The 25,895-nt window shown below is 56.0% G+C and carries 17 protein-coding genes; 4 read left to right on the plus strand and 13 right to left on the minus strand.

Annotation, left to right across the window (positions count from 1 at the left end; all coding sequences use genetic code 11):
- Positions 1-246: 246 nt before the first annotated feature.
- Entirely contained in the window at positions 247-780 is a 534-nt protein-coding gene (locus RYB09_RS17595) for an REP-associated tyrosine transposase (RefSeq protein WP_057430614.1), read from the minus strand.
- Between the two features lie 387 nt (positions 781-1,167).
- On the opposite strand from RYB09_RS17595, the gene RYB09_RS17600 reads away from it, so the two are divergent.
- Positions 1,168-1,893: a 4'-phosphopantetheinyl transferase gene (locus RYB09_RS17600; protein WP_230016628.1), complete on the plus strand. Its 726-nt coding sequence runs from the start codon at positions 1,168-1,170 to the stop codon at positions 1,891-1,893.
- On the opposite strand, the gene fhuF is transcribed toward RYB09_RS17600, so the two are convergent.
- Genes fhuF through RYB09_RS17615 form a run of 3 tightly spaced genes read right to left on the minus strand, consistent with a single transcriptional unit; the run spans position 1,894 to position 4,992 of the window.
- Positions 1,894-2,652 (minus strand): siderophore-iron reductase FhuF, encoded by a 759-nt coding sequence (gene fhuF / locus RYB09_RS17605; protein ID WP_316889520.1) that lies wholly within the window; start codon positions 2,650-2,652, stop codon positions 1,894-1,896.
- On the minus strand, positions 2,610-4,220 hold the full coding sequence (locus RYB09_RS17610; protein WP_122322945.1) for an ATP-binding protein: 1,611 nt from the start codon (positions 4,218-4,220) through the stop codon (positions 2,610-2,612). The genes fhuF and RYB09_RS17610 overlap by 43 nt, the downstream gene beginning before the upstream one ends.
- A gap of 4 nt (positions 4,221-4,224) precedes the next feature.
- A complete protein-coding gene (locus tag RYB09_RS17615) occupies positions 4,225-4,992 on the minus strand; it encodes a response regulator (protein ID WP_410478315.1) in 768 nt (255 codons plus the stop codon).
- Positions 4,993-5,677: 685 nt separating this feature from the next.
- Here RYB09_RS17615 and RYB09_RS17620 point away from each other — a divergent pair.
- Positions 5,678-8,590 carry a ribonucleoside-diphosphate reductase subunit alpha gene (locus RYB09_RS17620; RefSeq protein WP_122258339.1) on the plus strand — a complete coding sequence of 971 codons (2,913 nt, stop codon included), beginning with the start codon at positions 5,678-5,680 and terminating at the stop codon, positions 8,588-8,590.
- Between the two features lie 252 nt (positions 8,591-8,842).
- A complete protein-coding gene (locus RYB09_RS17625) occupies positions 8,843-10,090 on the plus strand; it encodes a ribonucleotide-diphosphate reductase subunit beta (RefSeq protein ID WP_002554639.1) in 1,248 nt (415 codons plus the stop codon).
- 142 nt (positions 10,091-10,232) lie between these two features.
- On the opposite strand, the gene RYB09_RS17630 is transcribed toward RYB09_RS17625, so the two are convergent.
- The 6 genes from RYB09_RS17630 to dcm all read right to left on the minus strand — a co-directional run bounded on the left by RYB09_RS17630 (position 10,233) and on the right by dcm (position 17,221).
- Complete coding sequence (locus RYB09_RS17630; RefSeq protein ID WP_316889524.1) at positions 10,233-10,967, minus strand: DUF6339 family protein; 735 nt, start codon at positions 10,965-10,967, stop codon at positions 10,233-10,235.
- Between the two features lie 25 nt (positions 10,968-10,992).
- Positions 10,993-11,823 carry a hypothetical protein gene (locus RYB09_RS17635; protein WP_141249855.1) on the minus strand — a complete coding sequence of 277 codons (831 nt, stop codon included), beginning with the start codon at positions 11,821-11,823 and terminating at the stop codon, positions 10,993-10,995.
- Positions 11,820-13,718: a hypothetical protein gene (locus tag RYB09_RS17640; RefSeq protein ID WP_316889528.1), complete on the minus strand. Its 1,899-nt coding sequence runs from the start codon at positions 13,716-13,718 to the stop codon at positions 11,820-11,822. Before RYB09_RS17640 ends, RYB09_RS17635 begins: the two co-directional genes overlap by 4 nt.
- Before the next feature lie 118 nt (positions 13,719-13,836).
- Complete coding sequence (locus RYB09_RS17645) at positions 13,837-15,045, minus strand: type II restriction endonuclease (RefSeq protein WP_316889530.1); 1,209 nt, start codon at positions 15,043-15,045, stop codon at positions 13,837-13,839.
- Between the two features lie 208 nt (positions 15,046-15,253).
- Positions 15,254-15,739 (minus strand): very short patch repair endonuclease, encoded by a 486-nt coding sequence (locus tag RYB09_RS17650; RefSeq protein ID WP_096128172.1) that lies wholly within the window; start codon positions 15,737-15,739, stop codon positions 15,254-15,256.
- Positions 15,740-15,793: 54 nt separating this feature from the next.
- A complete protein-coding gene (dcm, locus tag RYB09_RS17655) occupies positions 15,794-17,221 on the minus strand; it encodes a DNA (cytosine-5-)-methyltransferase (RefSeq protein WP_316889535.1) in 1,428 nt (475 codons plus the stop codon).
- A 590-nt stretch (positions 17,222-17,811) separates the two neighbouring features.
- Here dcm and RYB09_RS17660 point away from each other — a divergent pair.
- Positions 17,812-18,342: a Bro-N domain-containing protein gene (locus RYB09_RS17660; protein ID WP_316889536.1), complete on the plus strand. Its 531-nt coding sequence runs from the start codon at positions 17,812-17,814 to the stop codon at positions 18,340-18,342.
- Positions 18,343-18,394: 52 nt separating this feature from the next.
- Here the strand turns inward: RYB09_RS17660 and RYB09_RS17665 are convergent, their stop codons facing one another.
- From RYB09_RS17665 to RYB09_RS17675, 3 genes are all read right to left on the minus strand, one after another.
- Positions 18,395-18,685, minus strand: a complete 291-nt coding sequence (locus tag RYB09_RS17665) for a hypothetical protein (protein ID WP_316889538.1) — start codon at positions 18,683-18,685, stop codon at positions 18,395-18,397.
- 375 nt (positions 18,686-19,060) lie between these two features.
- Positions 19,061-22,177: an autotransporter domain-containing protein gene (locus RYB09_RS17670; protein WP_316889540.1), complete on the minus strand. Its 3,117-nt coding sequence runs from the start codon at positions 22,175-22,177 to the stop codon at positions 19,061-19,063.
- A gap of 113 nt (positions 22,178-22,290) precedes the next feature.
- Positions 22,291-25,296 (minus strand): autotransporter domain-containing protein, encoded by a 3,006-nt coding sequence (locus RYB09_RS17675; RefSeq protein WP_316889541.1) that lies wholly within the window; start codon positions 25,294-25,296, stop codon positions 22,291-22,293.
- Between the last annotated feature and the right edge of the window lie 599 nt (positions 25,297-25,895).

Here is a 25,895-nt window from a genome sequence, read left to right on the forward strand (position 1 = left end):
CGTTCCGCACGCTCCAGCGTGGGAATGCAGGTCTCGACGCTCTGCGTCGTCAAGAGGACGCGGAGCGTCCAGAAAGGTATGCGACGCAGAGCGACGCACGATAGTTGAGATTATCGTTCCGCACGCTCCAGCGTGGGAATGCAGGTCTCGACGCTCTGCGTCGTCAAGAGGACGCGGAGCGTCCAGAAAGGCATGCGACGCAGAGCGTCGCACGATAGTTGAGATGATCGTTCCGCACGTTATGCGTCAATACCAGCGCTGAATATCGATCAAACCGCGCTGCCCCTCATAATCGCGAGCGCTGGAGTATCTCCAGTGCTCACCGACATCCACATAACCCCTCTTTACCGGGTTATGGTGAATGTAATCGAGCTTCTGACGCATCACCGCTTCATTCCACACCAGCTCCGCATGAGCCCCTTCCTGCCAGACCTGATAAACCCTGTCACTCTTGTGCAGACGCTTGACGAACCGCAGACGCTCCAGCGTGCTCTCGGCGTTGGCGTTCTCAAGTGCTTCGATTATCTGTCGAGCCGTAAACGACTTGAAACTACTCACACATTTGTCCAGAGCGGGCGCTTGGGCCACGAAGTGCAAATGGTTTTCCAGGACGACATACCCGAAGAGCTGCAGTCCCTGATGAGCCTGTTGATAGCGCCAGGCATTCAACAGAATGTCCACCAGAACAGGCCGGGTAAAAAGCGGCAACCACTCCACCACTGTGCAGGTCAGGAAGTGAGGCTTTTCAGGTTCGGTGATGGTGTACCGGCTTCGGCCCATGAGTTCATCCTTGAATCATCAGAGGCCCGAACGGTACATCCCGATTGAGTGGGAGGGAATGATGAAAGTGTGACCAGTTTTTTGCTCTACCTGGCAAAGAGGACGCAGAGCGTCCGGAAAGGCATGCGACGCGGAGCGTCGCACGATAGTTGAGATTATCGTTCCGCACGCTCCAGCGTGGGAATGCAGTTCTCGACGCTCTGCGTCGTCAAGAGGACGCGGAGCGTCCAGAAAGGCATGCGACGCAGAGCGACGCACGATAGTTGAGATTATCGTTCCGCACGCTCCAGCGTGGTAATGCAGGTCGCGACGCTCTGCGTCGTCAAGAGGACGCAGATGTTACCAGTGCCCTTCCCTCAAACCCGTTCCCCCGGCAAAATGCCGCCCATGACTCAATTACCCGACCTTCCCGTCTGCTGTCCCGAACTCGTTCAGCACTGGCCGTTGCCGCATGCGCTGCCGGGCGCGGTGCTGGTCAGTGGGCGGTTCGATCCGCTCAAGCTGGTCGACGGCGACTTTCAGCGCGGTGCGGTGCAGATGCCTGCGAGCATTCAGCGCTCGGTCGCCAAGCGTCAGGCCGAATTTCTCGCCGGTCGGCTCTGTGCCCGCGAAGCCATGCGCCAACTGGATGGCCGCCTGCATGTTCCTGCGGTGGGTGAAGACCGCGCGCCAGTCTGGCCCGCTGATGTCTGTGGCTCGATCACCCACAGCACCGGCTGGGCCGCCGCGGTGGTGGCGAACAAGCGGCAATGGCGCGGGCTGGGGCTGGACACGGAAAACCTGCTGAGCCATGACCGTGCCTCGCGACTGGCCGGGGAAATTCTGACGGCTGCCGAGTTGGCCGACATGGCAGCAGGCCCGCAGGATCAGATCGCGTTGCGCGTGACCCTGACCTTTTCGATCAAGGAAGCGCTATTCAAGGCGCTCTACCCCATCGTGCAAAAGCGCTTCTATTTTGAAGACGCGCAACTGCTGGAGTGGTCCGCCGACGGCAGCGCCCGCTTGCGCCTGCTGATCGATCTGTCCAGTGAATGGCACGCAGGCAAGGAACTCGACGGCCAGTTCAGTGTGCTGGGTGATCATCTGTTGAGTCTGGTCGCAGTCGAAGGCTGATCAGCCGGGCAACGGACAATGCTCGCAACGCCCGACCCACTCCACCCGATGACTCAGGCAGCACACACGCCGTTGCCTGCGCGGTTCACCACCCTGCGCCTGCGGAACGTAACGCACCGCCTGAAACAGAGGATTGGCCCGCCCATCCGGCCTTTTCCTCTCGCTCAACAGCGCCAGCCCTGGCGCCAATGACACAGTGCTGCACGTGGCCAGTTGCACAAGACAGCCTTCCAGATAATCCCCGGCGCTGCTCCACAACACCGCGCAGGGCAGCCCGCCATAGGCGCTCAATGCGGCAATAAAGGGCTGCAGATTGTCATCCAGCAACCCGGCAAACTGTTGAAACGGATCAGCCGGAATGCCCCGCCAGGCCTCTCCCTCACCCGCCAACCGAACACCATTCGGCAGGCCACGTTCATCCACTGCCAGTGCGACCTGCTCAAGCGCCAACGGCCAATGCCAGCCATGCACCAGACTGGCAACCAGCACCGGTGGAATAGCCTGCATGAAGTAAAACTTGGCCCACTGCGACACCAGCACCGGCAATTGGCTGGGCATCAACTGCGGCCCGTAAATGCTCAGCAGTAACTGATCAAGCCGCTCGGCTTGCAGCAGATCAGACAACGCCACTACAGGGCGCGAATCAGGGCGCGAATCATCTGCCGCCAGCAACGTCTGCCCGAAGCGCTCAAGCGGACCACTGAACAGCTGAGCACTCAACGCGGCACCTGCGTACGCGGCCAGGACAGGCTGAAACACGCGCCGCCCAAGCTGACACTATGGCCAATCAGCGCGCGGCCTTCGTGCCAATGGATGATCCGCCGCACAATCGACAGGCCCAGCCCATGCCCGCCTGACGCTCGGGTGCGGCTGTCATCGATACGCATGAACGGCGTGAAAATCTGCTCCCATGCCTCTTCCGGAACGCCGGGACCGTCGTCGTCCACATCAATACGGCACTGCTGCGCCTCCAGTCGGTAACTGATACGCACCTCGTTTTCCGCATGGCGCATCGCATTGCTCACCAGGTTCTGTACCGCACGATGCAGATAACGCGGTTCTGCCTCGACCCAGGCTGCTTCGCCCTCTTCAGAGGTCAAACATTCGCCCCGTGAAACCCTCACATCGGCGCGCAAGGGTGCCAGTTCGGCGATCACCTGATCGATCAGCGCATCCAGATCGACACGCTGGAAATTCAGGGTCGGCGCGCCCTGCTCAAGGCGCGCGTAAGTGAGCATTTCATCGACCAGCTTGTCGAGGTCCTGAATGTCGCTGTCCATACCGCGCATGTACTTGCGCCGCGCCTCGGGAGTGGTGGCGTCGCTGACCATCTCCAGGCCGAAACGCAAGCGTGCAACCGGCGTGCGTAGCTCGTGAGACACCGCACGCACCAGCTCGCGCTGGATCATCAGCGAGCGCTGCAGATGCTCGGCCATGCTGTTGAACGCCGCCGCCACACGCCCCACCGAGTCGGAGCCCTCGGTCGGCACGCGGGTTTGCAGGCTGCCCTGGGCGATTTGCGTCGCCGCGGCCTCCAGCTCCAGCACGCGCCGCTCTAGGCGCCGCACCAGCAAATACACCACCAGACCGATAAAACACAGGCCCATCAAGGCGATCACCAGCAGCCAGTGCAGCGGATAGGGGTTCATCTGATACAGCGGGCCGATTTCCAGCACCCAGTTGGTGTCGACGATTCCGGCCAGCACACGGATCGAGTCTCCGCCCTTGCCCAGCGCCATCACCGTGTCGCCTTCATAGATGCGGCGGCGCTGGTCATCGTCCAGGTCAGCCTGGTCCAGCGCCAGCAAATGCAGGTCGAAACCGAAGCCCTTGTCGATGCGCAGAGCTTGCAGGCGCGCCGGTTGCTCATCGACCGGAAAGCGCACCAGCTCGTCGATCAGCAGGTAAATAGTGGCTCGCGCCAGTTGTTCGGTGATCTGCTGCACCTCGCCGCTCAGCAGCAGCGGTTCCTTGTCGCTCAACTGACGATAGACCCTGGCGGCGTGCGGGCCGATCTGCTCGACCACCACCTGCCCACGCGCCAGACGACCGCGCGCGCCGCTGTCCAGTCCAGCCTGCTCGATGCTTTGCAGGCTGAGGGGAATGCCCAGCAAGCGCTCCCAGATCGCCAGAGCGCGGCGGCGCTCAATGTCGTTGAGCGGCACAAGGTTATCGGCCATCACCGTAAAGGTGCCGTGGGCCAGACGTTCGCGGTATTGCTCGCCGCGCGACTGATTGAGCACATGCAGGGCGAACACGCCAAGTAGCGCGACCAGCACCAGTACGCCGAGCATGCCGCCGTAGATCCGCAGAAAGATCGAGTTCATAAGGTCAGCCGCTGAACACGTGGCCGCTCATGTCCTGCGCCGCTTCGGGCACAAACAGATAGCCCTTGCTGCGCACGGTCTTGATCAGACGCGGGTGGATGGGGTCGTCGCCGATTTTCGGGCGGATGCGCGAGATACGCACGTCGATAGAGCGATCCTGCCCGTCATAACCCACACCGCGCAGCGCAGTGAAGATTTCCTCGCGGGACAGCGTGCGCCCGGCATTGGCCACCAGCAGCCACAGCAGGTCGAACTCGGCGCCGGTCAGCTCGATGCTCTGCTCGCGCAGCCAGGCCTCGCGCAGGGCGTTGTCCACCACCAGCGGGCCGAACACCAGCCGCCGCAGCTCTGCTGCAGGCACCTGTGGCGCTTCACTGCGGCGCAGCAAGGCATGAATACGCGCCAGCAGCACGCGCGGATGCACCGGTTTGCAGACGAAATCGTCAGCCCCGGTATCGAGCCCCTGAATATGATCGGTGTCATCGGTGCGCGCGGTGAGCATCAGAATCGGCCCGTCGTAACGGTCACGTACCGAGCGGCAGATGCTGAAGCCGTCCTCGCCGGGCAGCATCAGGTCGAGAATCACCAGATCCGGCTGTTCGGCGATGATTCGCGCCGCCGCCAGCGCGCCATTGCCCTCAATACTTACGCACAGGCCGTTGTTGTGCAGGTAATCGCTGGTCAGCTCGGCCAGTCGCTGGTCATCTTCGACAATCAGTACATGCCAGGTGTGTGGCTCCAAAGCAATCTCCCCTTGTTGTGGTTGACCCATTGTTGTTATTCAAAACAAGGGTTGCGGCACCGCGTCGCAGGCGAGTGTAGCAACCGCCGCCCACCTCGCACGACACCCGGCACGGCTTAGCACATCACATGCCAGACAGGTCTTGCAGCAGCGTTTTTTTGTGATAGGGTTCGCGCCCTCAAAAATCAGCAACCTGTCGCCAGCACCTACAGAAATCGGTGACAAACGGTCACGATCCAGTAGTTATGCGGCCTACACGCATGGTGTGCGATTCATACACAAACTACACACACTTTATCCACAGGCGGTGCGTTGCAATTCATGTCCAAAACGCATTATCTTGTAGCCCGGCGGCGAGACACACCCTACATGTGGGGTTTTGCGCAAAAACACCAGCACAACTCAAATGAGAAATTCAAGCATTTTTGTTGCGTCTGAGGGGTTGAACTTCAAGCCGGTTTAGGCACCCAAACCGCTCGCGCTTGAACCAGAGCCATCCCGTACACGTTTTGCAACATCGAACACGCATTCTTCATCAGATTTTCAAAGGATCGGGCACAGCCCGGTCCTTTTTGGCTTCAAAACCTGGAAGCGGCTGCACCTCCCGCTTCCACCTTCGTTTTGGAGCCCTTGAGTCGCCTTTTGCGACTTACTGCTCGAAACGAAACGGTGGGCAGCAATGCCCGAACAAACTTAAAGGAACGTGGAGTCACACATGCAAACAGACACAACTCGCGAGAACTCGCCGACCGGCGCGCCGCAGGCCAGCCAGACCCCACAGGACCTGTCTGCCACTGCTCCCGGTCAACTGCGCGTGATCAAGCGTAACGGCACTGTCGTTCCTTACACGGATGACAAGATCACCGTTGCCATCACCAAGGCGTTTCTTGCAGTTGAGGGCGGCAACGCTGCCGCCTCGTCGCGCATCCACGACACCGTTGCACGCCTGACCGAACAGGTCAGCGCCACGTTCAAACGGCGCATGCCTTCGGGCGGCACCATCCACATCGAAGAAATCCAGGATCAGGTCGAACTGGCGCTGATGCGTGCCGGCGAGCAGAAAGTGGCTCGCGACTACGTCATCTACCGTGATTCGCGCGCCAAGGAGCGTGCCGTTCGCGCCCCTGAAGATCAGGTCCAGGCTCACCCGTCGATCCGCATCACCCTCGCCGACGGCAGCTTTGCGCCGCTGGACATGGGTCGCCTGAACACCATCGTTACCGAAGCGTGTGAAGGCCTGGCTGAAGTCGACGCCAACCTGATCCAGACCGAAACCCTGAAAAACCTGTACGACGGCGTGGCGCTGAAAGACGTCAACACCGCACTGGTCATGACCGCGCGTACCCTGGTCGAGCGCGAGCCGAACTACTCGTTCGTCACCGCCCGCCTGCTGATGGACACCCTGCGCGCCGAAGGCCTGGGTTTCCTCGGTGTCGCCGACAGCGCCACCCACCACGAAATGGCCGACCTGTACGCCAAGGCGCTGCCTGCCTACGTCGCCGCCGGTATCAAGTTCGAACTGCTCAACCCTGTGCTGGCCGAATTCGACCTCGAAAAACTCGGCAAGGCGATCAACCACGAGCGCGATCAGCAGTTCACCTACCTGGGCCTGCAAACCCTGTACGACCGTTACTTCATCCACAAGGATGGCGTGCGTTTCGAACTGCCGCAGATCTTCTTCATGCGTGTGGCCATGGGCCTGGCGATCGAAGAGAAAGCCCGTGAAGACCGCGCCATCGAGTTCTACAACCTGCTGTCGTCGTTCGACTACATGTCCTCGACCCCGACGCTGTTCAACGCCGGTACCCTGCGTCCACAGCTGTCCAGCTGCTACCTGACCACCGTGCCGGATGACCTGTCGGGCATCTACCACGCGATCCACGACAACGCCATGCTGTCCAAATTCGCAGGCGGCCTGGGCAACGACTGGACGCCGGTTCGTGCGCTGGGCTCGTACATCAAGGGCACCAACGGCAAATCGCAAGGCGTCGTGCCGTTCCTGAAAGTGGTCAACGACACCGCCGTTGCGGTCAACCAGGGCGGCAAGCGCAAGGGCGCTGTCTGTGCCTACCTGGAAACCTGGCACATGGACATCGAAGAGTTCATCGAGCTGCGCAAGAACACCGGTGATGACCGTCGTCGTACCCACGACATGAACACCGCCAACTGGATCCCTGACCTGTTCATGAAGCGCGTCTTCGACGACGGCCCGTGGACCCTGTTCTCGCCATCCGAAGTACCGGACCTGCACGACCTGACCGGCAAGGCCTTCCAGGAGCGTTACGAGTACTACGAAGCGCTGACCGAATACCCAGGCAAGATCAAACTGTTCAAGACCATCCAGGCCAAGGATCTGTGGCGCAAGATGCTCTCGATGCTGTTCGAAACCGGCCACCCATGGCTGACCTTCAAGGACCCGTGCAACCTGCGCAGCCCTCAGCAGCACGTGGGCGTGGTTCACAGCTCGAACCTGTGCACCGAGATCACCCTGAACACCAACAAGGACGAGATCGCGGTCTGCAACCTGGGCTCGATCAACCTGCCGAACCACATCGTCGACGGCAAGCTGGACACCGACAAGCTCAAGCGCACCGTCGATGTAGCAGTACGCATGCTCGATAACGTGATCGACATCAACTACTACTCGGTACCGCAGGCCAAGAACTCCAACCTGCGCCACCGTCCGGTCGGCCTGGGCATCATGGGCTTCCAGGACGCGCTGTACCTGCAACACATCCCGTACGGTTCCGATGCTGCGGTGCAGTTCGCCGACACCTCCATGGAAGCGGTCAGCTACTACGCGATCCAGGCGTCCTGCGACCTGGCCGACGAGCGCGGTGCCTACGAGACGTTCCAGGGTTCGCTGTGGTCCAAAGGCATCCTGCCGCTGGATTCGCAACAAATCCTGATCGAGCAGCGTGGCGAGAAGTACATCGATGTCGACCTGAAGGAAACCCTGGACTGGGCGCCGGTTCGTGCCCGTGTGCAGAAAGGTATCCGTAACTCGAACATCATGGCCATCGCACCGACCGCCACCATCGCCAACATCACTGGCGTGTCGCAGTCGATCGAACCGACCTATCAGAACCTGTATGTGAAATCGAACCTGTCCGGCGAATTCACCGTGATCAACCCGTACCTGGTACGCGACCTCAAGGCCCGCGACCTGTGGGACTCGGTCATGATCAACGACCTGAAGTACTACGACGGTTCGGTACAACAGATCGAGCGCATCCCGCAGGAGCTCAAGGAGCTTTACGCGACTGCTTTCGAAGTGGACACCAAGTGGATCGTCGACGCGGCAAGCCGTCGTCAGAAGTGGATCGACCAGGCTCAGTCGCTGAACCTGTACATCGCTGGCGCCTCGGGCAAGAAGCTGGACGTAACCTACCGCATGGCCTGGTACCGTGGTCTGAAAACCACCTACTACCTCCGTGCCCTGGCCGCGACCAGCACCGAGAAGTCCACCGTCAACACCGGCAAGCTCAACGCAGTATCGAGCGGCGGCCACGGCCCGGACGACTCGGCGATCACCGCCCCACGTCCAACCGAAGCAGCACCGGCCGGCCCGGCCCCAGTGCCAAAGGCTTGCGCAATCGACGAGCCGGATTGTGAGGCTTGCCAGTAAGGCAACCCACCTCGCCCCCACAGCACAGGTATATCTGGAGATATACCTGTGAGAGATAGACCTGTGGGAGCGAGCTTGCTCGCGAAGAGGCCGGTAAGGGAAACCTACCCTTACCGCCCGCCTCCTCACCCAAAGGCCTCAAAAGCCAAAAATTCATGTTCCTTGCGCGCAACACCTTAAAAGCAAGCAACACCCCCTCTAGATCCAACAGGCCAGTCCACCCGACTGACCCTCAAGCAGGAGAATTACACCATGCTGAGCTGGGACGAATTCGATAAAGAAGACGGCGAAGTAGTTGCCAAAGCGACCAACGCCGGCCACGCCAACGAAGCCAACATGGACCGCCTCGACAGCGCCGGTGGCCTCGCAGCCCAGGAAGCTCGCGCCGTTACCGCCGCCGACTCCGCTGCCCTGATCCGCGCCAAGAAAGCGCTGGACGCACTGGACGTCGCTGAAGGCCTGGCCGAACTCGAAGGCGCCAGCGCCCGCGTCGCCGTTGACGAAAAAATGATGATCAACTGCCGCGCCGACCTCAACCAGCTCGTACCTTTCAAGTACGACTGGGCCTGGCAGAAGTACCTGGACGGTTGCGCAAACCACTGGATGCCGCAAGAAGTCAACATGACCGCCGACATCGCCCTCTGGAAAAACCCGGAAGGCCTGACCGACGACGAGCGCCGCATCGTCATGCGCAACCTGGGCTTCTTCTCCACTGCCGACTCGCTGGTTGCCAACAACCTGGTGCTGGCCGTGTACCGCCTGATCACCAACCCGGAGTGCCGCCAGTACATCCTGCGCCAGGCCTTCGAAGAGGCGATCCACACCCACGCCTACCAGTACTGCATCGAATCGCTGGCCATGGATGAAGGCGAGATCTTCAACATGTACCACGAGATCCCGTCGGTCGCTAAAAAAGCGGCCTGGGGCCTGAAGTACACCCGTTCGATCTCCGATCCGAAGTTCGAAACCGGCACCGTCGAAACCGACAAAGAGCTGCTGCGCAACCTGATCGCCTACTACTGCGTACTGGAAGGCATCTTCTTCTACTGCGGCTTCACCCAGATCCTCTCCATGGGCCGCCGCAACAAAATGACCGGCGTCGCCGAGCAGTTCCAGTACATCCTGCGCGACGAGTCCATGCACCTGAACTTCGGCATCGACGTGATCAACCAGATCAAAATCGAAAACCCACACCTGTGGGATGCCGAAATGAAAGAAGAAGCCACGCAGATGATCCTGCAAGGCACCCAGCTGGAAATCGAATACGCCCGCGACACCATGCCCCGCGGCGTGCTGGGCATGAACGCAGCGATGATGGAGGACTACCTGAAGTTTATCGCTAACCGTCGTTTGAGCCAGATTGGGTTGAAGGAAGAGTATCCGGGGACGACGAATCCGTTCCCTTGGATGAGCGAGATCATGGACCTGAAGAAAGAGAAGAACTTCTTTGAGACGCGGGTTATTGAGTATCAAACGGGTGGGGCGTTGAGCTGGGATTGATGGTCTAGCTAGACTTAGATAGTTTGGACACCAAAAGCCAAAAGCAGAAATGTTTTTGGCTTTTTAACAACAAATTAAAGCAATAACTTTCAGGATTTTTTTCAAGCTGAATTTATAAAAAATCTTAGTATCTCTAATGCTTCTAACTAACGCGCTTTAAATAGCTTTGCGCTTTCTGAGCACAGTTCAAAATAACATCATCGATTTCAGATTCCGAGCCAATTTCAAAAAGCAAACCACCAGCATCTACATTCAACTCAACCATAAACCTTCGAAACGAATTTTCGCTAGAAGTTATCCATTGGTTAGCTAACATAGCGCGAAATATTCCTCTGATAAGAGGCTTTCTAGCGACAACTGTAGGGCGCTCAACCATTGCCTGGCGAATATCCGCGGTTTTTAGAAGAAGACGAAGACAAGCTTCTGAATTGGTGGGATCGGCACTAGTGGCGATATGCATATTCCACCAGAGTCTAGAAATAGAGTTATCGTCGCGAACTCCTGTCCGACCAACTGCAAAAAAATGCTTTAGAACTTGTTTACATTGATCCTCTTCGCTTCCAACTAGAGACCAACGTGCTCGAGAATAATCAATGCATTCAACATGCGTAAAACGAGTCCAAACTCTGGGTTCCATTGCGAGCGCTGGAGTCATTCCCACAAGAGCGTTGTAAACGATTATTGAATTATCCGCGTCCGTATCCGCCGCAGCATTGACAGCATCAAGAGTACGCAACATATCTAGATTTACCCCAACTGACTCGCTAGTGATATTCCAGCCATTATCTTTAACAAGGTCCAAAAAACCACCTCCATGATAACGGCTTAGATTATCTACAATCGTGTCTTTTAGTTCATTCAATTTCTCTTGGGACATGTACATGAGTCTGGGGATCGTCATATTACTTATCCTCTGTGCAACTGCGAAGAGATAGGATGGGATATTCAAGTAATTTTTGAGCCTCTTCTAAAATCGACATAGAAGAATCAATACTTATATTTTTGGATATACACTTCTGTGTGAAAGGAGTATACCATCGCCGCCCCTCATAGGACTCGCCTTCTTCGCGTAGGCGATCAAGCACCTCCATTACTGCAGGTAGATATATAGCACTCATTACAACAGAAAGAGTTGAACTCTTCTGCCTAAGCAAATCAATCAGCTCGAACGCGACAGGAGATACAAAAATAGAAATTCGATCACTTTCTAAATCAACACGCATTTCACTCTCACTAACGTCAGCAGATTTACTAAGTTCAAAAATACTTTCTATAGGTGCTAGCTTTTCCTGCCCGACGCTTATTTCCGTCTCGGCAGCTACTGCCAAAATATTACCAGCCTTAAGAGAAATAGGAGAGGAGAACTCTGGATGCAGGGAGGACGGATTCCACTCAGGAATATCTTTGTTAAGCCAAATTACGGGACGCAGCGTAACTGAATTCAGAAGCAAACCTGAAGAAAAATCAGTAAGCCCTACCTTATAAGAAAGGGTACGAACATCACTATAAAATGTGTGCGCACATCGAACAATGCATCCAACCGTCGCAACGCCACAATTAACCAATTCTGACAAATTTGGCTCAGTCAAAATGATCTCATAGCTAAGAGACAGCGCGCCTGTCACTCTGCTCTCAGTGATATCAAACTCAACAGAAAATTCACCCTCTTTATAATCTCCAGTAAACGGCCCTAGGACCGGATGAGGAAACCTTGTATTATCTGTAAGCCTCATACAGACACCTCCTCACCAGCAACAGACGCCAGAACTTCGATAGGCCCGTTGTATAGCTCCGAAAATGAAACTTTCAATGAGCATCTCTTTTTGGCAACCACATCTACCAAAATCGATTCACCTCTAATAACACCTAAGCTTGTTTCAACTGGAAAAAGAACTTGTGGATTATTTAACCCTAAAGCGTGTATGAATAAAAAAATCTTACCGTGAAACTCAGAGTCAAAAAATATTTCTCGTGTGGATTTACTATTCTCGGCGGTACAGATGCGATTTCGAACATCATTTAGTTGTATCGCCTTACCTTCCTTGAAATTACTACCATCCTTTTGAGCGCTCTCGTGAGAGCCGTTTCGTCCACCGCTATTTTGGCTTTTACTATTATCCCTGAAACCGCCGGAATGACTGGTACCGGCTTTTATACCTGAGTTTGGGGTAAATGTACTTTTAGGCTTTTTAGAGGCCGCTTTATATGTGTAAGTTTCGGGATCATCTTCAGAACCTTCCGTAGATGAAAATTCTGTTTTCCCAGCATTCGCAAAAAACTTTCCAAGCTCATCTATAACAGTAGAGTCCTGAGACTTAACTCCGGTAACATCCTTAATAAGGCTTCGCAGTTTATCACCTAGTTCACGCATCGCCTTCGTCGCAGATGCTCGCTTTTTTGAGTCTGCAATACGCTCAGCTGAAAAGGCATTGTGCGCTGGATTTTCTAGATTTTTAAATATCTTACTAGCCTCATTGTTTTCCGGCTCTACAAGTGCGATAAAGTCAAGCGAGCTGGGAAACCTAGACAAAGGCTTATCGAAATGTCGAAGATTATCAGTAATTAGCATTCCGTTACGGACAAACCCTATTCGCTTTGGCAACCCGTCACCAATCAAAACACGAGCTTTTATTTCACCTAAACCTGGAATATTAAAAACATTTAGCTCAGAAGCATCAGATATGAGGCAAGTGTGTAATTCTCGAGCAAAATCCAAGTCACTTTTAAATCCAGACTGTGCTGCCGCTGCAACTATAGATACATTAGACATGAGGGCTTCAAGGGTATTCTTATTAATCTTAAACCTACCCGAATCCACCTCAAAAACCATGTCACCTGACTGTATTGCTACAAAAAAATTCATAACTAAAGAGCAGACCATTCGTTCTGCCCAATCTGGCGCTTCTCTAAACCCGAGACAGAATATCGATGTGCCAAGCTCGTCACGTCGCATCCATTCAGGCAATGATGCTAAATCAGTAATCGCACGAAAGTTTGGCCCCCCCCAGTATCCTATTGCACGACGATTCGATTCGTCACTGTCGAAGTGAGAGACAAGCTTAACTTTTCCTTGGGCAGCAAACTTAGACTCTCCAGAAACCTTATCTTCATACAGCGAAGAATAAAACACAGTTTGTAGATCAGAAACTGCGAAAGAAGCATTTTTTCCAATACCGAATGAACCTCCAGACGTCTCGTTATCTTTCTTACTTACTCCAGCACCTTTAAGCAAGGCATTAAAAGGACTAGCAGGGTCATCGGGAGGACCTATCAGCCCCTCAGTATTATAATCGGCTATTCGTAAGATCGGAATAGTTTTACGCGCAACAACCGCAGCAGCACTGGTAAAAAAGTCTATTTCTTTTTCACTTACCGCTGTTTTAGCACAACTATCTATAGCACTTATAAGCTTTTCAAAATCTGGTATATTATCGACAGAAACATCAATTACATCAAAAGTCATTCTAACTGGATCGCTGTTATTTTGAATCGCATCCCGAGAGTTCTGTCCTGCTTCACGAGCACAACTCGCATAAGGGGCATCACGGAAAGTCTCTATCCCAGCGTCCCCTAACCCCTCTTTTTCATCAGCCTCGTTGCGGAGAAATACTAAAGATGGCCCTGTCATTTTTCATCCTTTCAATAATCAAAGTTAAGTAGCTTCAAAACCTCCAACTTATGCATATGTATCTTTTCTTTCACAAGGCAAAATCACACAAAATGATATTGCCTTATAGGCAGAGCTACTATTTTTTCAATGCCCGCATCTCGTTTATAAAATCACCTAAAGTCAATAGATGGCAACGTAACGCTTCTGGATATTTAGTATGTAAAGTTTTGGGCACAACCAAAGAAACTCCCTCACTCACCATCTCACTGAATTGATTTACAGATACTCCTTCTTGTAGAGTAAACAAATGTATACGGCTCACCCTGCTGGCCTCGTTCAATACCTGCCGCCATCTATCCTTACAAGTAGTTTTCACCGCAAGCATTCTTAGGTTTGATGAAGGAAAATTTTCATCATGGTATGCTGTACATGATGGGAATATAAAATCAGGTCTTTTTTTAACTTCGGTTTGACATTGATTACTAAAATCTAACAAACCAAACTGCCTAAACAAATGAACCAGATGAATCTCTAAAGAACGACCTGACCTTGATTTTCGCCGATTACTAACTGAGTTAGCCATCTGCATAAATTCATCAACTGAACGAAAGCCTTTTTTAACATGATGCAACGTATGCAACTCTTCCACTTGACGAAATAAGCTATACTCTTTTTTTCGACGCTCAACAATTAAAGCATCTGGTGTATCTCCATTCCACTTAAAGCTTTTTAGCAAATGAGAAATTATTTCTTCACCACTTGGAAAGGAATCAGTCCAGCTTTCAGGTATAGCTACAGCACTAGGTGCCACCGCAAACCCTGCGCTAAAGTCTGAAAATAATCTATCTCCTCTTTCAGCCATCCACCCGCCGGGCACAATCTCTCCCATCAGATCTTCTAAAAATCTTTCTTCATCTAATCCATTGCAAAGCCATACGTCTACAAAATCTGCATCCTGCTTCTCTGACGGCATATGAAATGCGAATAGAATAAGCGCCCCAGTATTTTCTGGATCCTGAACAGGACTACCTTTAAAATCAGTATTCCATTTTGTTATCCGGCTTTCGTTACGGCTTCCTCCAAAAAACTTATCATTGTAATAGATCACATGAAGGCCTTGTTCAGGAAAAGAGTGCGAACTTATTTTAGCTCTGACTGCATAGCGTGGATTCTTAACCAATTTCGTATCTATGGAGGGAAATGCTATGATAGCTACAGGTTTATGAATATATATGCCAACCTGCTTTCCGCCAGTCAAGCCGGTATCATTACCCGATAGTCGCTTACCGTATATATACCAATCACCGGTACTTTTTTCGTGAACCCACTTTAAAAAACTGTCCAAATGCTCCGTCCTATATTACAGCTCAGTCAAAATTTAACCTGATACATAAGCCAAAGTCTTCATAGGCCGAATGCAAATTTTACTCTTTCAACACTACGCCATCGTCAATGCGACCATTTTTTGATTCAAAGCTTCCACCACAGGGCCTGACGCTGTACGGAAGCTAAGTAGCCCGCATCACGCTCCCGCTTTGCAACCCGTCAAATATCTAGGTCTGCCCCCAAAAACTCTCATTTCTCAACGTACCTTCATCGATCTGAAAATAATTGGATCCATTTACCAGCCAATCTGCGATCAGGTCAACCAGAAGTGAAGATTTTTCTTTTTTCATAGACCGTACTGCGCATTCCCATACGACCAGTATCCTCCAACCTTGCGAGTTCAAAGATCGTTCCTGGTCGCTGTCTCGGGCCTGATTTTTCCCAATTTTTTCCATCCAGAATTCTGGACGAGTCTTAGGAATCTTAAAGTACCTGCAAGCGTGTCCGTGCCAGAAGCAGCCGTGAATGAATACGGCGGCTTTGTATTTGGGGAACAGCAAGTCAGGTTTTCCAGGCAGGTGTGCAGCGTGTATACGGAAACGAAAGCCGCGTGCGTGAAGAGCTTTACGAATTAACAGCTCAGGAGAAGTATTTTTCCCCCGAATACCAGACATCATTTGGGAGCGAGTTGCTACGTCAACAATATCAGCCAAGGAACCTCCAGACCGAGATGGGCGTCCCGGCTTGTATAGAAGTTATCTTCGACATTAAGCAGGCAGTGCGAATTCCAACTGATTTTGATTGTCAGCAGTTTTGGCTTTAGCAGCTATAATCCGATCCTTCATCAATCGTGCTACCGCCTCAAAAACCGGCACCGCAACAGAGTTACCGAACTGCCGGTACGCCTGTGTATCCGAAACCGGGATGACAAATTTGCTCTCACCTGGCTTATCAAAGCCCATCAGCCGCGAGCACTCATGAGGGGTCAGCCTGCGTGGGCGATTGAGCTGATTCAGCTCGCTATTGAAATCAAGGTGCTCTACAAAACCTCGGTCTACCAATATTTCAGATCCGTCCTTGTGATATCGCGCAGACAGCGTGCGTGCAACATCATTGGGACGGGTAAGCCCAAAGCCGAAGCCATTGCCTTTCTGGCGATGTTTCTCTGCGTAACGGTAGAGATAATCCCAAAGCTTCGGGGTAAGGATGTATTTGCTATCCACTTCCTTGTCCAGGAGATCCCCAAAGCTGGGACGCTGTTTCGGTATGAGCTTCTCAATGTCACGAAGCGTGAAGCCCCCGTGCACGTTCAAGTCCCGTCGAAATCCGACCAACACGATTCGCTCGCGATGCTGTGGCACGAAATGCTTCGCATCGATCACCTTGGGGTCTGAGCCCTTTGGAGCATTGACGTCGGCAACTTCATATCCGAGCTCGTCCAATGCTTCACAAATGATTCGGAATGTATTGCCCTTATCATGGCTTTTGAGATTCTTGACGTTCTCAAGAAGAAACGCAGATGGCCGTTTTGCGGCAATAATCCGGGCTACGTCAAAGAAAAGCGTCCCTTGAGTTTCACATTCAAACCCGTGCTTGCGGCCAAGCGAGTTCTTTTTGGATACGCCCGCCAGCGAAAATGGCTGGCACGGAAATCCCGCAAGAAGCACATCGTGATCAGGGATCTCGCGATCAATATTCCGATAGGCGTCTTCGTCACTGATTTCTGGTTTGTCAGAGAGGGTTACCGTACGGATATCCTGATTGAATTTATGGCGCTTCGGATCACAATAGTGGTTTGCCTTGTACGTTCTGACGGCATACGTGTTCCACTCCGAGGTGAAAACGCACTCGCCTCCAATCGCCTCAAAACCCTTACGAATGCCGCCTATACCAGCGAACAGATCGATAAACGTAAACGACGGCTTATACGTTGGCTGGGTTGGAAGCAACGACTCGAGATGCTTGTACTCGTTGTAGGTAAGGCGGGGCGTCGACTTACCCTTGACCCAGCGATTCACCGTCTCACGGCAGTGCGGTGATCCGATCTCGTTGAGCTTCGCTGCCAACTGCCCTTGATCATAGATTTCAAGAAGCCTGCGCAAAAGGTCTATGTCTTGAGCTGGATGTGGATCAGAAAAGGAGACAGGCTGGCTCATTTGAGATGATTCGGGCATTGCGGCTTCAAAGAGATTCATGAGCCATTTTCCTCTGGGTCAAACGTGTGACGAACGATCACCATTCTATTCCTTTATCACGGGATGTAAATTCCTGATTTCGCTCTTAACGAAAAGGACGGCACGCGGCTTTGAGAGGAGAATGGTAGGACTTTTACTGTATGAAAAAACAGTATATGGAGGTTTTCTGATCTGTCCAGGTCAATTTTCAGCAGGGTGTAGGCTTGACGTATTTTCGATCCCTTTGACGTAAATTCCTACGGAATCCGCAGCCTTTTCGGCACATGCTGGAGATTGACGACATCAACCAATCGCCCTAACCTCCACAACCTGAGCCTAAGAAACTCGAAAACCAGAGCGGTCCTCCGCACCCGACAGCCATGCGGCTTTTTTGCGCCAGCGGTTTCCCTACGCCTGCAGGAAAGGTCACGTTTTATGCCGGGAGTGGGCGAATACAAGACCCGAAAGGGGAATATGTCCGGCCCGTCTCTGGTGGGTTTCTTAGCTCCCGGCACCTAAATCCTTGCCCTAAGAAAGCATCCAGAGGTTCAACATGGCCCGTTCAAGCTATAAATCCGGTTCTCGTCCACATTCCGTTTCGGAGGTGGCACATGACTAGGCCCCACACCCCAACTCCCTTCCACCGCTACAACCGCCAACTCCTCGCCCTCCTCCTCGAAAACCAGCCCTGGTTCAGCGCCCGTGATCTGGGTCGCATGATCGGCTGGCCGTTGAACGAGCGGACGCTGCGCAAGCTGGACGCTGACCAGCACCGGATGATCACGCTCGACCTGCACGGCGAAGCGCAGTCAGAGCTGATGGTCAGTGAGTCAGGGGCGTACGCGATGATGGTGCATCACTACCATGCGGAGAATCGTGGGTTGCGGCAGTGGCTAACCAACGAGGTGGTGCCTGCGTTGCGGGATGGGCAGGTGCCGTTTGATGACTGCACGCCGCACCTGAGCATGCTGCAGTGGCCGGGGTTGTCGGTGAGTATGTTGCACTGGCACAGCGAGCCGTGGATACGGTTGCGGGATATGCCGATGCTGTTGGCGCATCCGCAGATGCAGGTTGAGGGGCGGCCACGTAGTTTGGGCAGGTCCTGGTGGCGGGCGGTGCTGCCTGCTTCTCGGCTGGGTTGAATGCGTGGTGATGGCCGTGCCGTGTGGGTAACGGCCATTGTGTCTCGTGGGATCAGTCTTTCAGGCGGCGTCGGTAGTCGTTGATCATTTCTTTGGTGACATCTTCCTTGTAGCAGATCGGTGCGTAACCGCCTTTGCGGCTGTACGCGCTACGTTTGCCGCATTGGCTGCCGTTGCGAGCGGAGTTGTAGGGGCACGGACAATTGCCGGGGTAGCTGTCGATGGATTCCTGGATGATGGCTTTGACGATTGAGGCGTCTGTGACCTGGGCTTCTCTGGCGTTTGCGGAGAAGGCACAGAGTAATGCGAGTATGGCGACGAAGCCTGTCCCTGTCTTTTTCATGGCTATTCCTTAGCAAGTGCAGACGAGTATCTGTTGCGAGGTTTTACCATGATGCTATTAGGCCATCAAATTTTGTTTATTGAGATGATCTGAGGGTAGGCATGGCTAGGCCGAGCCTGAAATTTGGTTTGCGGAGGATGTATCGCACGCATAGGTTTTACTGCCGGTTCCCGGCAGATCGCGAGCAATGCGGATCGCCGCCCCGGTTGCTCCCACGCCCTGCGGGCAGAAGCTTGGACTTATGAGTGATCCAGCATTCGCGTGATGGCTTGGATGTGACGCAGAGCGTCACGAGATGCGTGCCAACGCGGAGCATTGGCACGATAGGTATTACCGAGTGCCTGCGGGGCTACTGCACCCCGCAGGCATCCTCCATCAAAACTGCCAATCCAGCGACAAGCCCACGCCGTGGGTTTTATCCCGTGCACCGAGCAAGCCGTTGTAGTCCAGGTTGATGCGTGCATCCTTGCCCAGCGCCAGGCTGGCGCGGGCGCCGACTACGGCGGCGTCGCGGTCCATGGAGACGCTTTGCACGTTGAAGCTGTTGCCGGTGCTGGCGAAGGCCAGGTGTTGTTCGGACGAGGTGTCGCTCAGGTTGTGCTGCCAGCCGAGGGTGGCGGAGACGTCGAGTTTTTGTGTGTCGTTGAGGTTGAAGCGGTTACCGGCGCGCATGCCCAGGGTCGAGAGCACGGTGTCGCGGGTGTCGTCGCTGCCTTTGAGGGCCGTGGCGCCGCCTTTTTCGGTGAAGCTGTCGCTGTCGAAGTGTACGTAGGCCAGGTTGGCGAATGGCTCCAGTGCCAGCGGTTGCAGGTTCAGGCGGTAGGCGGCTTCGGTGAAGACCTGGCTCGACTGGGCGTCACGCTTGACCTTCTGGCGGTCGGAGAATGCGCCGAATTGCAGGTCGCGTTTCACGTCGATGCGGTGCCAGCTGTGCGATGCGCCTGCGGTGAGGCGCAGTGCGCCCTGTTCGTGGCCGATGTAGGCGCCCAAGTGGTAGCTGTCTACCGAGGCCCGCGAGTGGGTGTCGTCGCCCAGGCTCAGTGAGGTGTCGCTGTAACCAGCCATCACGCCCAAACGGGTGTGTTCGCTGATCAGGCCGTCGACGCCTGCCAGCAGGCCGCCCAGCGATGAGGTCGAGCTGGCGCTGTCGCTACTGCCGCTGTTTTTACCCCATGCGCCGAGCGCTTTGACCCATACCGAGTTGTCTTCGCGGCCCGCTGCTGGCTGGTCGTACAGCCCTTCCACGCGCAGGCGATCACCCACGGCGTCGCGCAGTTGGCGGCTGTCGTTGATCAGTTGTGTAGCGATGGCCGGGTGCACTTCGCCGGACAGTTGGGTGAAGGCACGACGTGCGCTGGCAGTGTCCTGGCTGAGGATGATGCTCTCATAGACGGAGTTGCCCGCACTCAGTTGCTCAATGGCTTGGGCCACGCTGCGTTGATTGGACGTTTGCGCCGCGCTGGCGAAGCTGTCGCCGTTGCGCTCCAAGGCCAGGGTTACGCCAGTGCCGGTGTAAGCCAAGTTGCCGTCGAGGAATGCGTAGTTATCCGTCACCGAACCAAACTGACCCTGAATACCGCCAGCCGCCTGCAGCACGTTGAACTGCTGACCCAGAACGCTGCGGGTCTGGCTGCTGCTGAGCAGTGCGGGATTGTCGTTTTCCAGAGACAGGGCCATGTTGGCACCGCTCACAGTCGCGGTGCCGCCGACCACGATGCGGTCGCTGGCAGTGGGCGAGAATTCAACCGCGTAGGTCGAGCCCGGTGCCAGGTTGAGGTTGCCCGCCACTTGCAGGGTGCCGATGGAGTTGCCCGGTGCAACTGTGCCACCACGGTTGGCGGTCAGCGACGCGACGCTGCCGTTGCCACCCAGTATGCCGCCGTTGTTGACGGTGACGGCAGAGGCCAGCGAGCCGTTGATGGCCAGGCGTCCTTGATTGACCAGCGTCGGGCCGCTGTAGCTGTTGGCCCCGGTCAGCACCAGGGTGCCGATGCCTTGCTTGGTCAGTCCGCCGTGACCGGAGATGCCGTTGCTCCATACATCCAGCCCGCATTGCGGACCGGTGCAAGTGCGTTGGGTCGGTTTGCTGGCGTCGACAATCGCGCCGACGCCTGGCAGGTCAGCCACGAACTGGCTGTCGCCGTAGGCGCCGTCTATACGGAATTCGGCAGGAATATCTGCCTCGGTCACGAACATGCTCGGGCCGTTGATAGCCTTGCCGAGGTTGATCATGCCCCAGCCGTACAGCGCGTCGACGCCCGGTGCGCCAAGGTCGGTGGCGGTGGTCTTCAGCACGTCGGCGACCTGCGCGCCGGTCATGTACGGGAAGCGCTCCATCAGCACAGCCATGCTGCCTGCCACGTGAGGTGCGGCCATTGAGGTGCCGTTCTTGTTGGCCCAACCGACGGTGAGGTCTGCCAGGCTGGTGCCGTTAAGGACCGAGCTGTAGATGCGCGTGCCTGGTGCCGAAACGCAGAAGCTGGCGGTGTAGCCGCAGCGCGACGAAAAGGTGCTCAGCGTGTACGGCGTGGTCACGGCTGCGGCGGCGTCGGGGTTTTGTTGCAGGGCGGCGACGGTCAGCCAGTTGGGGGCGATCTCCGGTACGAAATAGCCGAGCCCGGCCATTGCGTCGGGGTTGTTGAGGTTGTAGTCGTTGCCTGCGGCGAAGATGGTCACCACGCCGCTGCGTGCCGCGTCGATGGCCCCCTGATACGCGCCACCCGGACGCGTGCCGAGGATCTGGCGGATCTGGTCGAACTGCACTTGTGCGTCCTGCACGGTGAAGTGCGGGAACGCCGGATCGCGACCGCCCTTGCTGAAACGGTCGGTAATGCCGATGCCCCAGCTGTTGTTGATGACCCGCGCGCCGCTATTGACCAGTGCGTTCCAGCCGGCCTGATACACCGCGCCGTCGTTGCCCAGCACGATGCCGTCTTCCGGGCCCGGGTCGCCGTTGTCGGCGCTGATGATTTGCGCGTTGTAAGCCACGCCGTGCATCGGACCGCCATCGCGATTGCCACCGGCGATGCCGCCGACGTGGGTGCCGTGGTTCCCGAGTTTGCCGCCGGAGTCCAGGCTCGGTGCGCCGTCGTAACGGAAAGCGTCGCCCGCCTTCACCGGGATATACGGGTCGGTGTATTCGCGGATGCCGCTGGTGACCAGATTGACCACCTTGTTGGGGCTGTCGAACTCCGGATGCGGGGCATAGACCGGCTGGTCGAAGATGCCCAGTTTGATGCCCTTGCCGGAGTAGCCAGCGGCGTAGGCTTGATCGGCATTGATCGCGCCGAGGCCCCAGTCGGCGTTGAATTCGGCACTGCGCCAGCTGGCAGCATTGCCGGCCTGGCCTGCTTCCACATACGGCGCGGCATGTGCCACGCCCAAGGTCGCCAAGTAGCAGGCCAGTGCGCCGCAAGAGGCGCGGTTGATGGCGCGAATGGCCTGACCGAGGGGTTTGACAGAGGTGTATCGGGTGGTAGATGCATCTTTCATGAAACGACCGTCCTTAGTTAACGCGCACGAATCTCCGCGCGCATGCATCTGCATGCGCGTCGTTCTTTTTGGTTGGGGGGTTGGTTTGAGGGTTGGTTTGGGTGAGGCCGGGTTTAGAACTGCCAGTTAAGGCTCAGGCCGACACCGTGGCTTTTTTCCCGGCTGGCCAGTTGGCCGCTGTAGTCGAGGCTGACCCTGGCGTCCTTGCTCAACGCTACGCTGGCATGAGCACCGACCAGCGCGGCGTCACGGACCAGCGGCGAGCTTTCGATAGCGAAGCTGCTGCCACCCGAGGCGAATGCCAGGTGCTGTTCGGAATCGGTGTTGCTCAGGTTGTGTTGCCAGCCGAGGCTGCCCGACAGGTCGATTTTCTGTCGGTCGCTGATCGCGATGGTTTTCAGCGCCCGAACACCGAGAGTGCTCAGCACCGCATCGCGGTTATCGCTACCGGCAGACAGCGCCGCCGCATCGCCCTTCTCGGTGAAGCTGTCGGTGTTGAGGTGGACGTAGGCCAGATTGGCGAACGGCTCAAGGGTCGCGGGTTGCAAGCGGATGCGATACGCCGCCTCGGTGAACACTTGGGTGCTCTGGGCATCGTGCTTGGTTTTCTCCTTGCCCGCTGCTCCGCCGACCTGCACGTCGCGCTGTGCATCAATGCGATGCCAACTGTGCGCGCCGCCGAGGGTCAGGCGCAGTGCGCCGATTTCATGGCCGAGGTAAGCGCCCAGGTGGTAGCTGTCCACCGAAGCCCGGGAATGCGTGCCGGAGCCCATGTTCAATGAGATGTCGCTGTAGCCCGCGACCACGCCCAGACGTGTGTCATCGGCAAGGTTGCCATCGACACCGGCCAGCAGGCCGCCAATCGAGGTGGTGTAACCGGCGGTGTCGTCACGCGAGTCGGTCTTGCCCCAGGCACCCAGGGCTTTGATCCAGACATTGTCTTGCGCGGCCGTATTGCCATCAGTGCCGAATACGCTGGTCCCGAGACGCTCACCCACTGCATCACGGATCTGGCGGCTGTCGTTGATCAGCACGCTGCCAATGGCCGGGTAGATCTCGCCGGACAGTTGCTGAAAGCTATCTCGGGCAGCAGCTGCGCTTTGAGTCAGCAACAGGTTTTCGTACACCGCGTTGCCTGCGCCAAGCTGTTCGGCAGCGGTTGCTACGGCAGATTGATTCGGGGTTTGGGCGACGCTGCTGAATGCGCTGGTTTGCTCGACGTTCAGCGCGACGCCGTTAGCTGCGTAGTCGAGTCGGCCACCCAGAAACGCGTAGTTCGAAGTCACTGAGCCGAACTGGCCGTTCACGCCATTGGCGGCTTGCAGCACGTTGTACTGGCGACCTACGACGCTTTGGATCGGTGCAGAACTCAAGGCCACCGGCGTCGCGTTCTCCAGCGCCAGCGTCATGTTCGCGCCTGATACGGTAGCGCTTCCGGTGGCAACGATGCGGTCACTGGCGGTGGGCGAAAGCTCAACGGCGTAGGTCGAACCCGGTTGCAGGGTGACATCACCGTTCACCTGCAACGTACCGATGGAATTACCCGGCGCAACGATACCGCCACTGCGCGCCGTCAGCCCGCCGATCTGGCCGTTACCGCCTAGCGTGCCGCCCGCATTGACCTGCACAGCGGAAACCAGCGAGCCGTTGACCGACAGCAAGCCGCCATTGACCAGGGTATCGCCACGGTAGGTGTTGGCGCCTTGCAGAACCAGTCGACCGGCACCGGATTTGACCAGGCTGCCTTGGTACTGACGCTGAGCGGCTGCGGCGGCTCGCGCAGTGCCGGTGGCGTAATCGGCCTGATCCTGCTGGCTGGCGGTGCTGGCAACACCGTTTTGCCAGCCTTTGCTGATCAGGGTTTGCTGCCAGGTGGCCTGCTCGGCAGTGTCTTCGGCCTGACGCTGAAGCAGCGCCCGATCGGAAATATCGTTGCTCCATACATCGCTCACACCGGACCCCAGGTTGGCGTCGAAGGTGCCGAGCAATTGACCGGGACCGCGCATCGCCCGCTCAAGATTGGCCACGCCCCAACCGACGCTGTTGGTCGGTGCCTGAGTGACCGAGCCATCGAGCTGGGTGGCGGTGGTCAGCAACACTTGCAGCGCCTGCTCGTTGTTCAGGTACGGGAAGCGTTCCATCACCAGTGCCAGCGCCCCGGTGGCGTGCGGTGCGGACATCGAGGTGCCGGACTTGATCCCGTAACCGCCGCCGGGCACGGTGCCGTTGATCAGTCGTCCGGGCATGGTGATGCACCAGTATTTGGACAGGCCGCACTGGTTGTAGCGCTGGCCATTGCTGCTGTCGAGGCCCGACACAGCCAGCCAATGGCCTTCGAGGTCCGGCTCGAAATACGGCAACGACGCCCGCACGCTGGCGTTGGCGTAACCGCTGTTGCCTGCACTGAACACGTTGATCACACCCTTGCGCGAGACGTTCGCCGCTTCGTCCAGCCAGGTTCCACGGTTGTAGTGCTGAGCGTAGGCAGCACGCACGCCTGCCTCGGTGGCGTAGGTCACGTCGGATGGCTGGCTGCCCCAGCTGTTGTTGATGGCGCGTACTCCGGCGTTCGCCAGCGCCCCATACACCGCCTTGAAATACTGCGGGTCCGGGCTCGGGCCGAACAGGAAGCTGTCGTTCTGATTGGTATTGCCGACGTAGATCTGTGCGTTGTACGCCACGCCATGCACGCCGACGCCATCGCGCGCTGCGCCCATGGTGCCGGTGACGTGCGTGCCGTGGGTGTCGTTGTTCGGATTGATGGCGCCGGTGATGCTGAAGGGCGAACCGTCAACGTAGGTGCCGGTAGCGGTGACTGCGTGGTAGCGGGATGGCGTGGCTTCCGGGTGGGACGGGTCGAAACCCGAGTCCAGCGCACCGATCTTGACGCCTGCCCCGGTGATGCCGGCGGCGTATGCCTGATCCGCCTGAATACGGCCCAGGCCCCAGTCGCTCTGGAATTCTGCCGAACGCCAACTGGCAGCGTCACCCGGTTTTCCCTGCTCGACATAATCCGCATAGGCAGAGCAGCCAAACGTAAAAGACAACGCACAAAGAGCACCGCTTGCTACTGGTTTAAACGAATAACGGACAGCACCCAAACGCTTGGACTTTCGCATCCCTGCACACCTGATAATGGTCGGCTCTTCATTGAGCGATTCCAGAACATAGTCTGCGGTTATGCACTTGGCAACAGATTTATTTCAATTCTGATACAAGTTTAAGGACATAAGGATAATGCATCACTGGATATATAGTTCAGTGATATCTGATTGAATGTATTGAGTTTGTTTGGCTTTTTGATATGGAGATAACCGAATTTCGTAGTGGCCATTTAGTTGCACGCCATTCTCTTGTCTTCAGTTTTACAGCCAATACTTTCAGCAACTTCAGTTAGGGGCCTTATTTATTCGGATGAAAGAATAATTGTCCGACAATAATGGATAATCACCCAAATGGAGCCTACGTTACGGCAAACCGATGACGCAGAGCGTCATGAACTGCATGCCCACGCGGAGCGATGGGCACGATAGGTGGTGGGGTTGAGAGTTGTGTAAACGCACACGGACGCAACACCCCAATTCTGAGGTCAGGCTTAGGTCCGGACAGTGGGGTTGCTGTGTGAACGCACGCAGCCGCAATACCCCAACTCTCGTTACCACGCTCCGCGTGGTAATGCCGTTCTGGACGCTCTGCGTCCTCCCCGGGCTACGCCTTC

This window comes from Pseudomonas syringae group sp. J254-4, from assembly GCF_032586855.1.
GTDB classification, from domain to species: domain Bacteria; phylum Pseudomonadota; class Gammaproteobacteria; order Pseudomonadales; family Pseudomonadaceae; genus Aquipseudomonas; species Aquipseudomonas amygdali.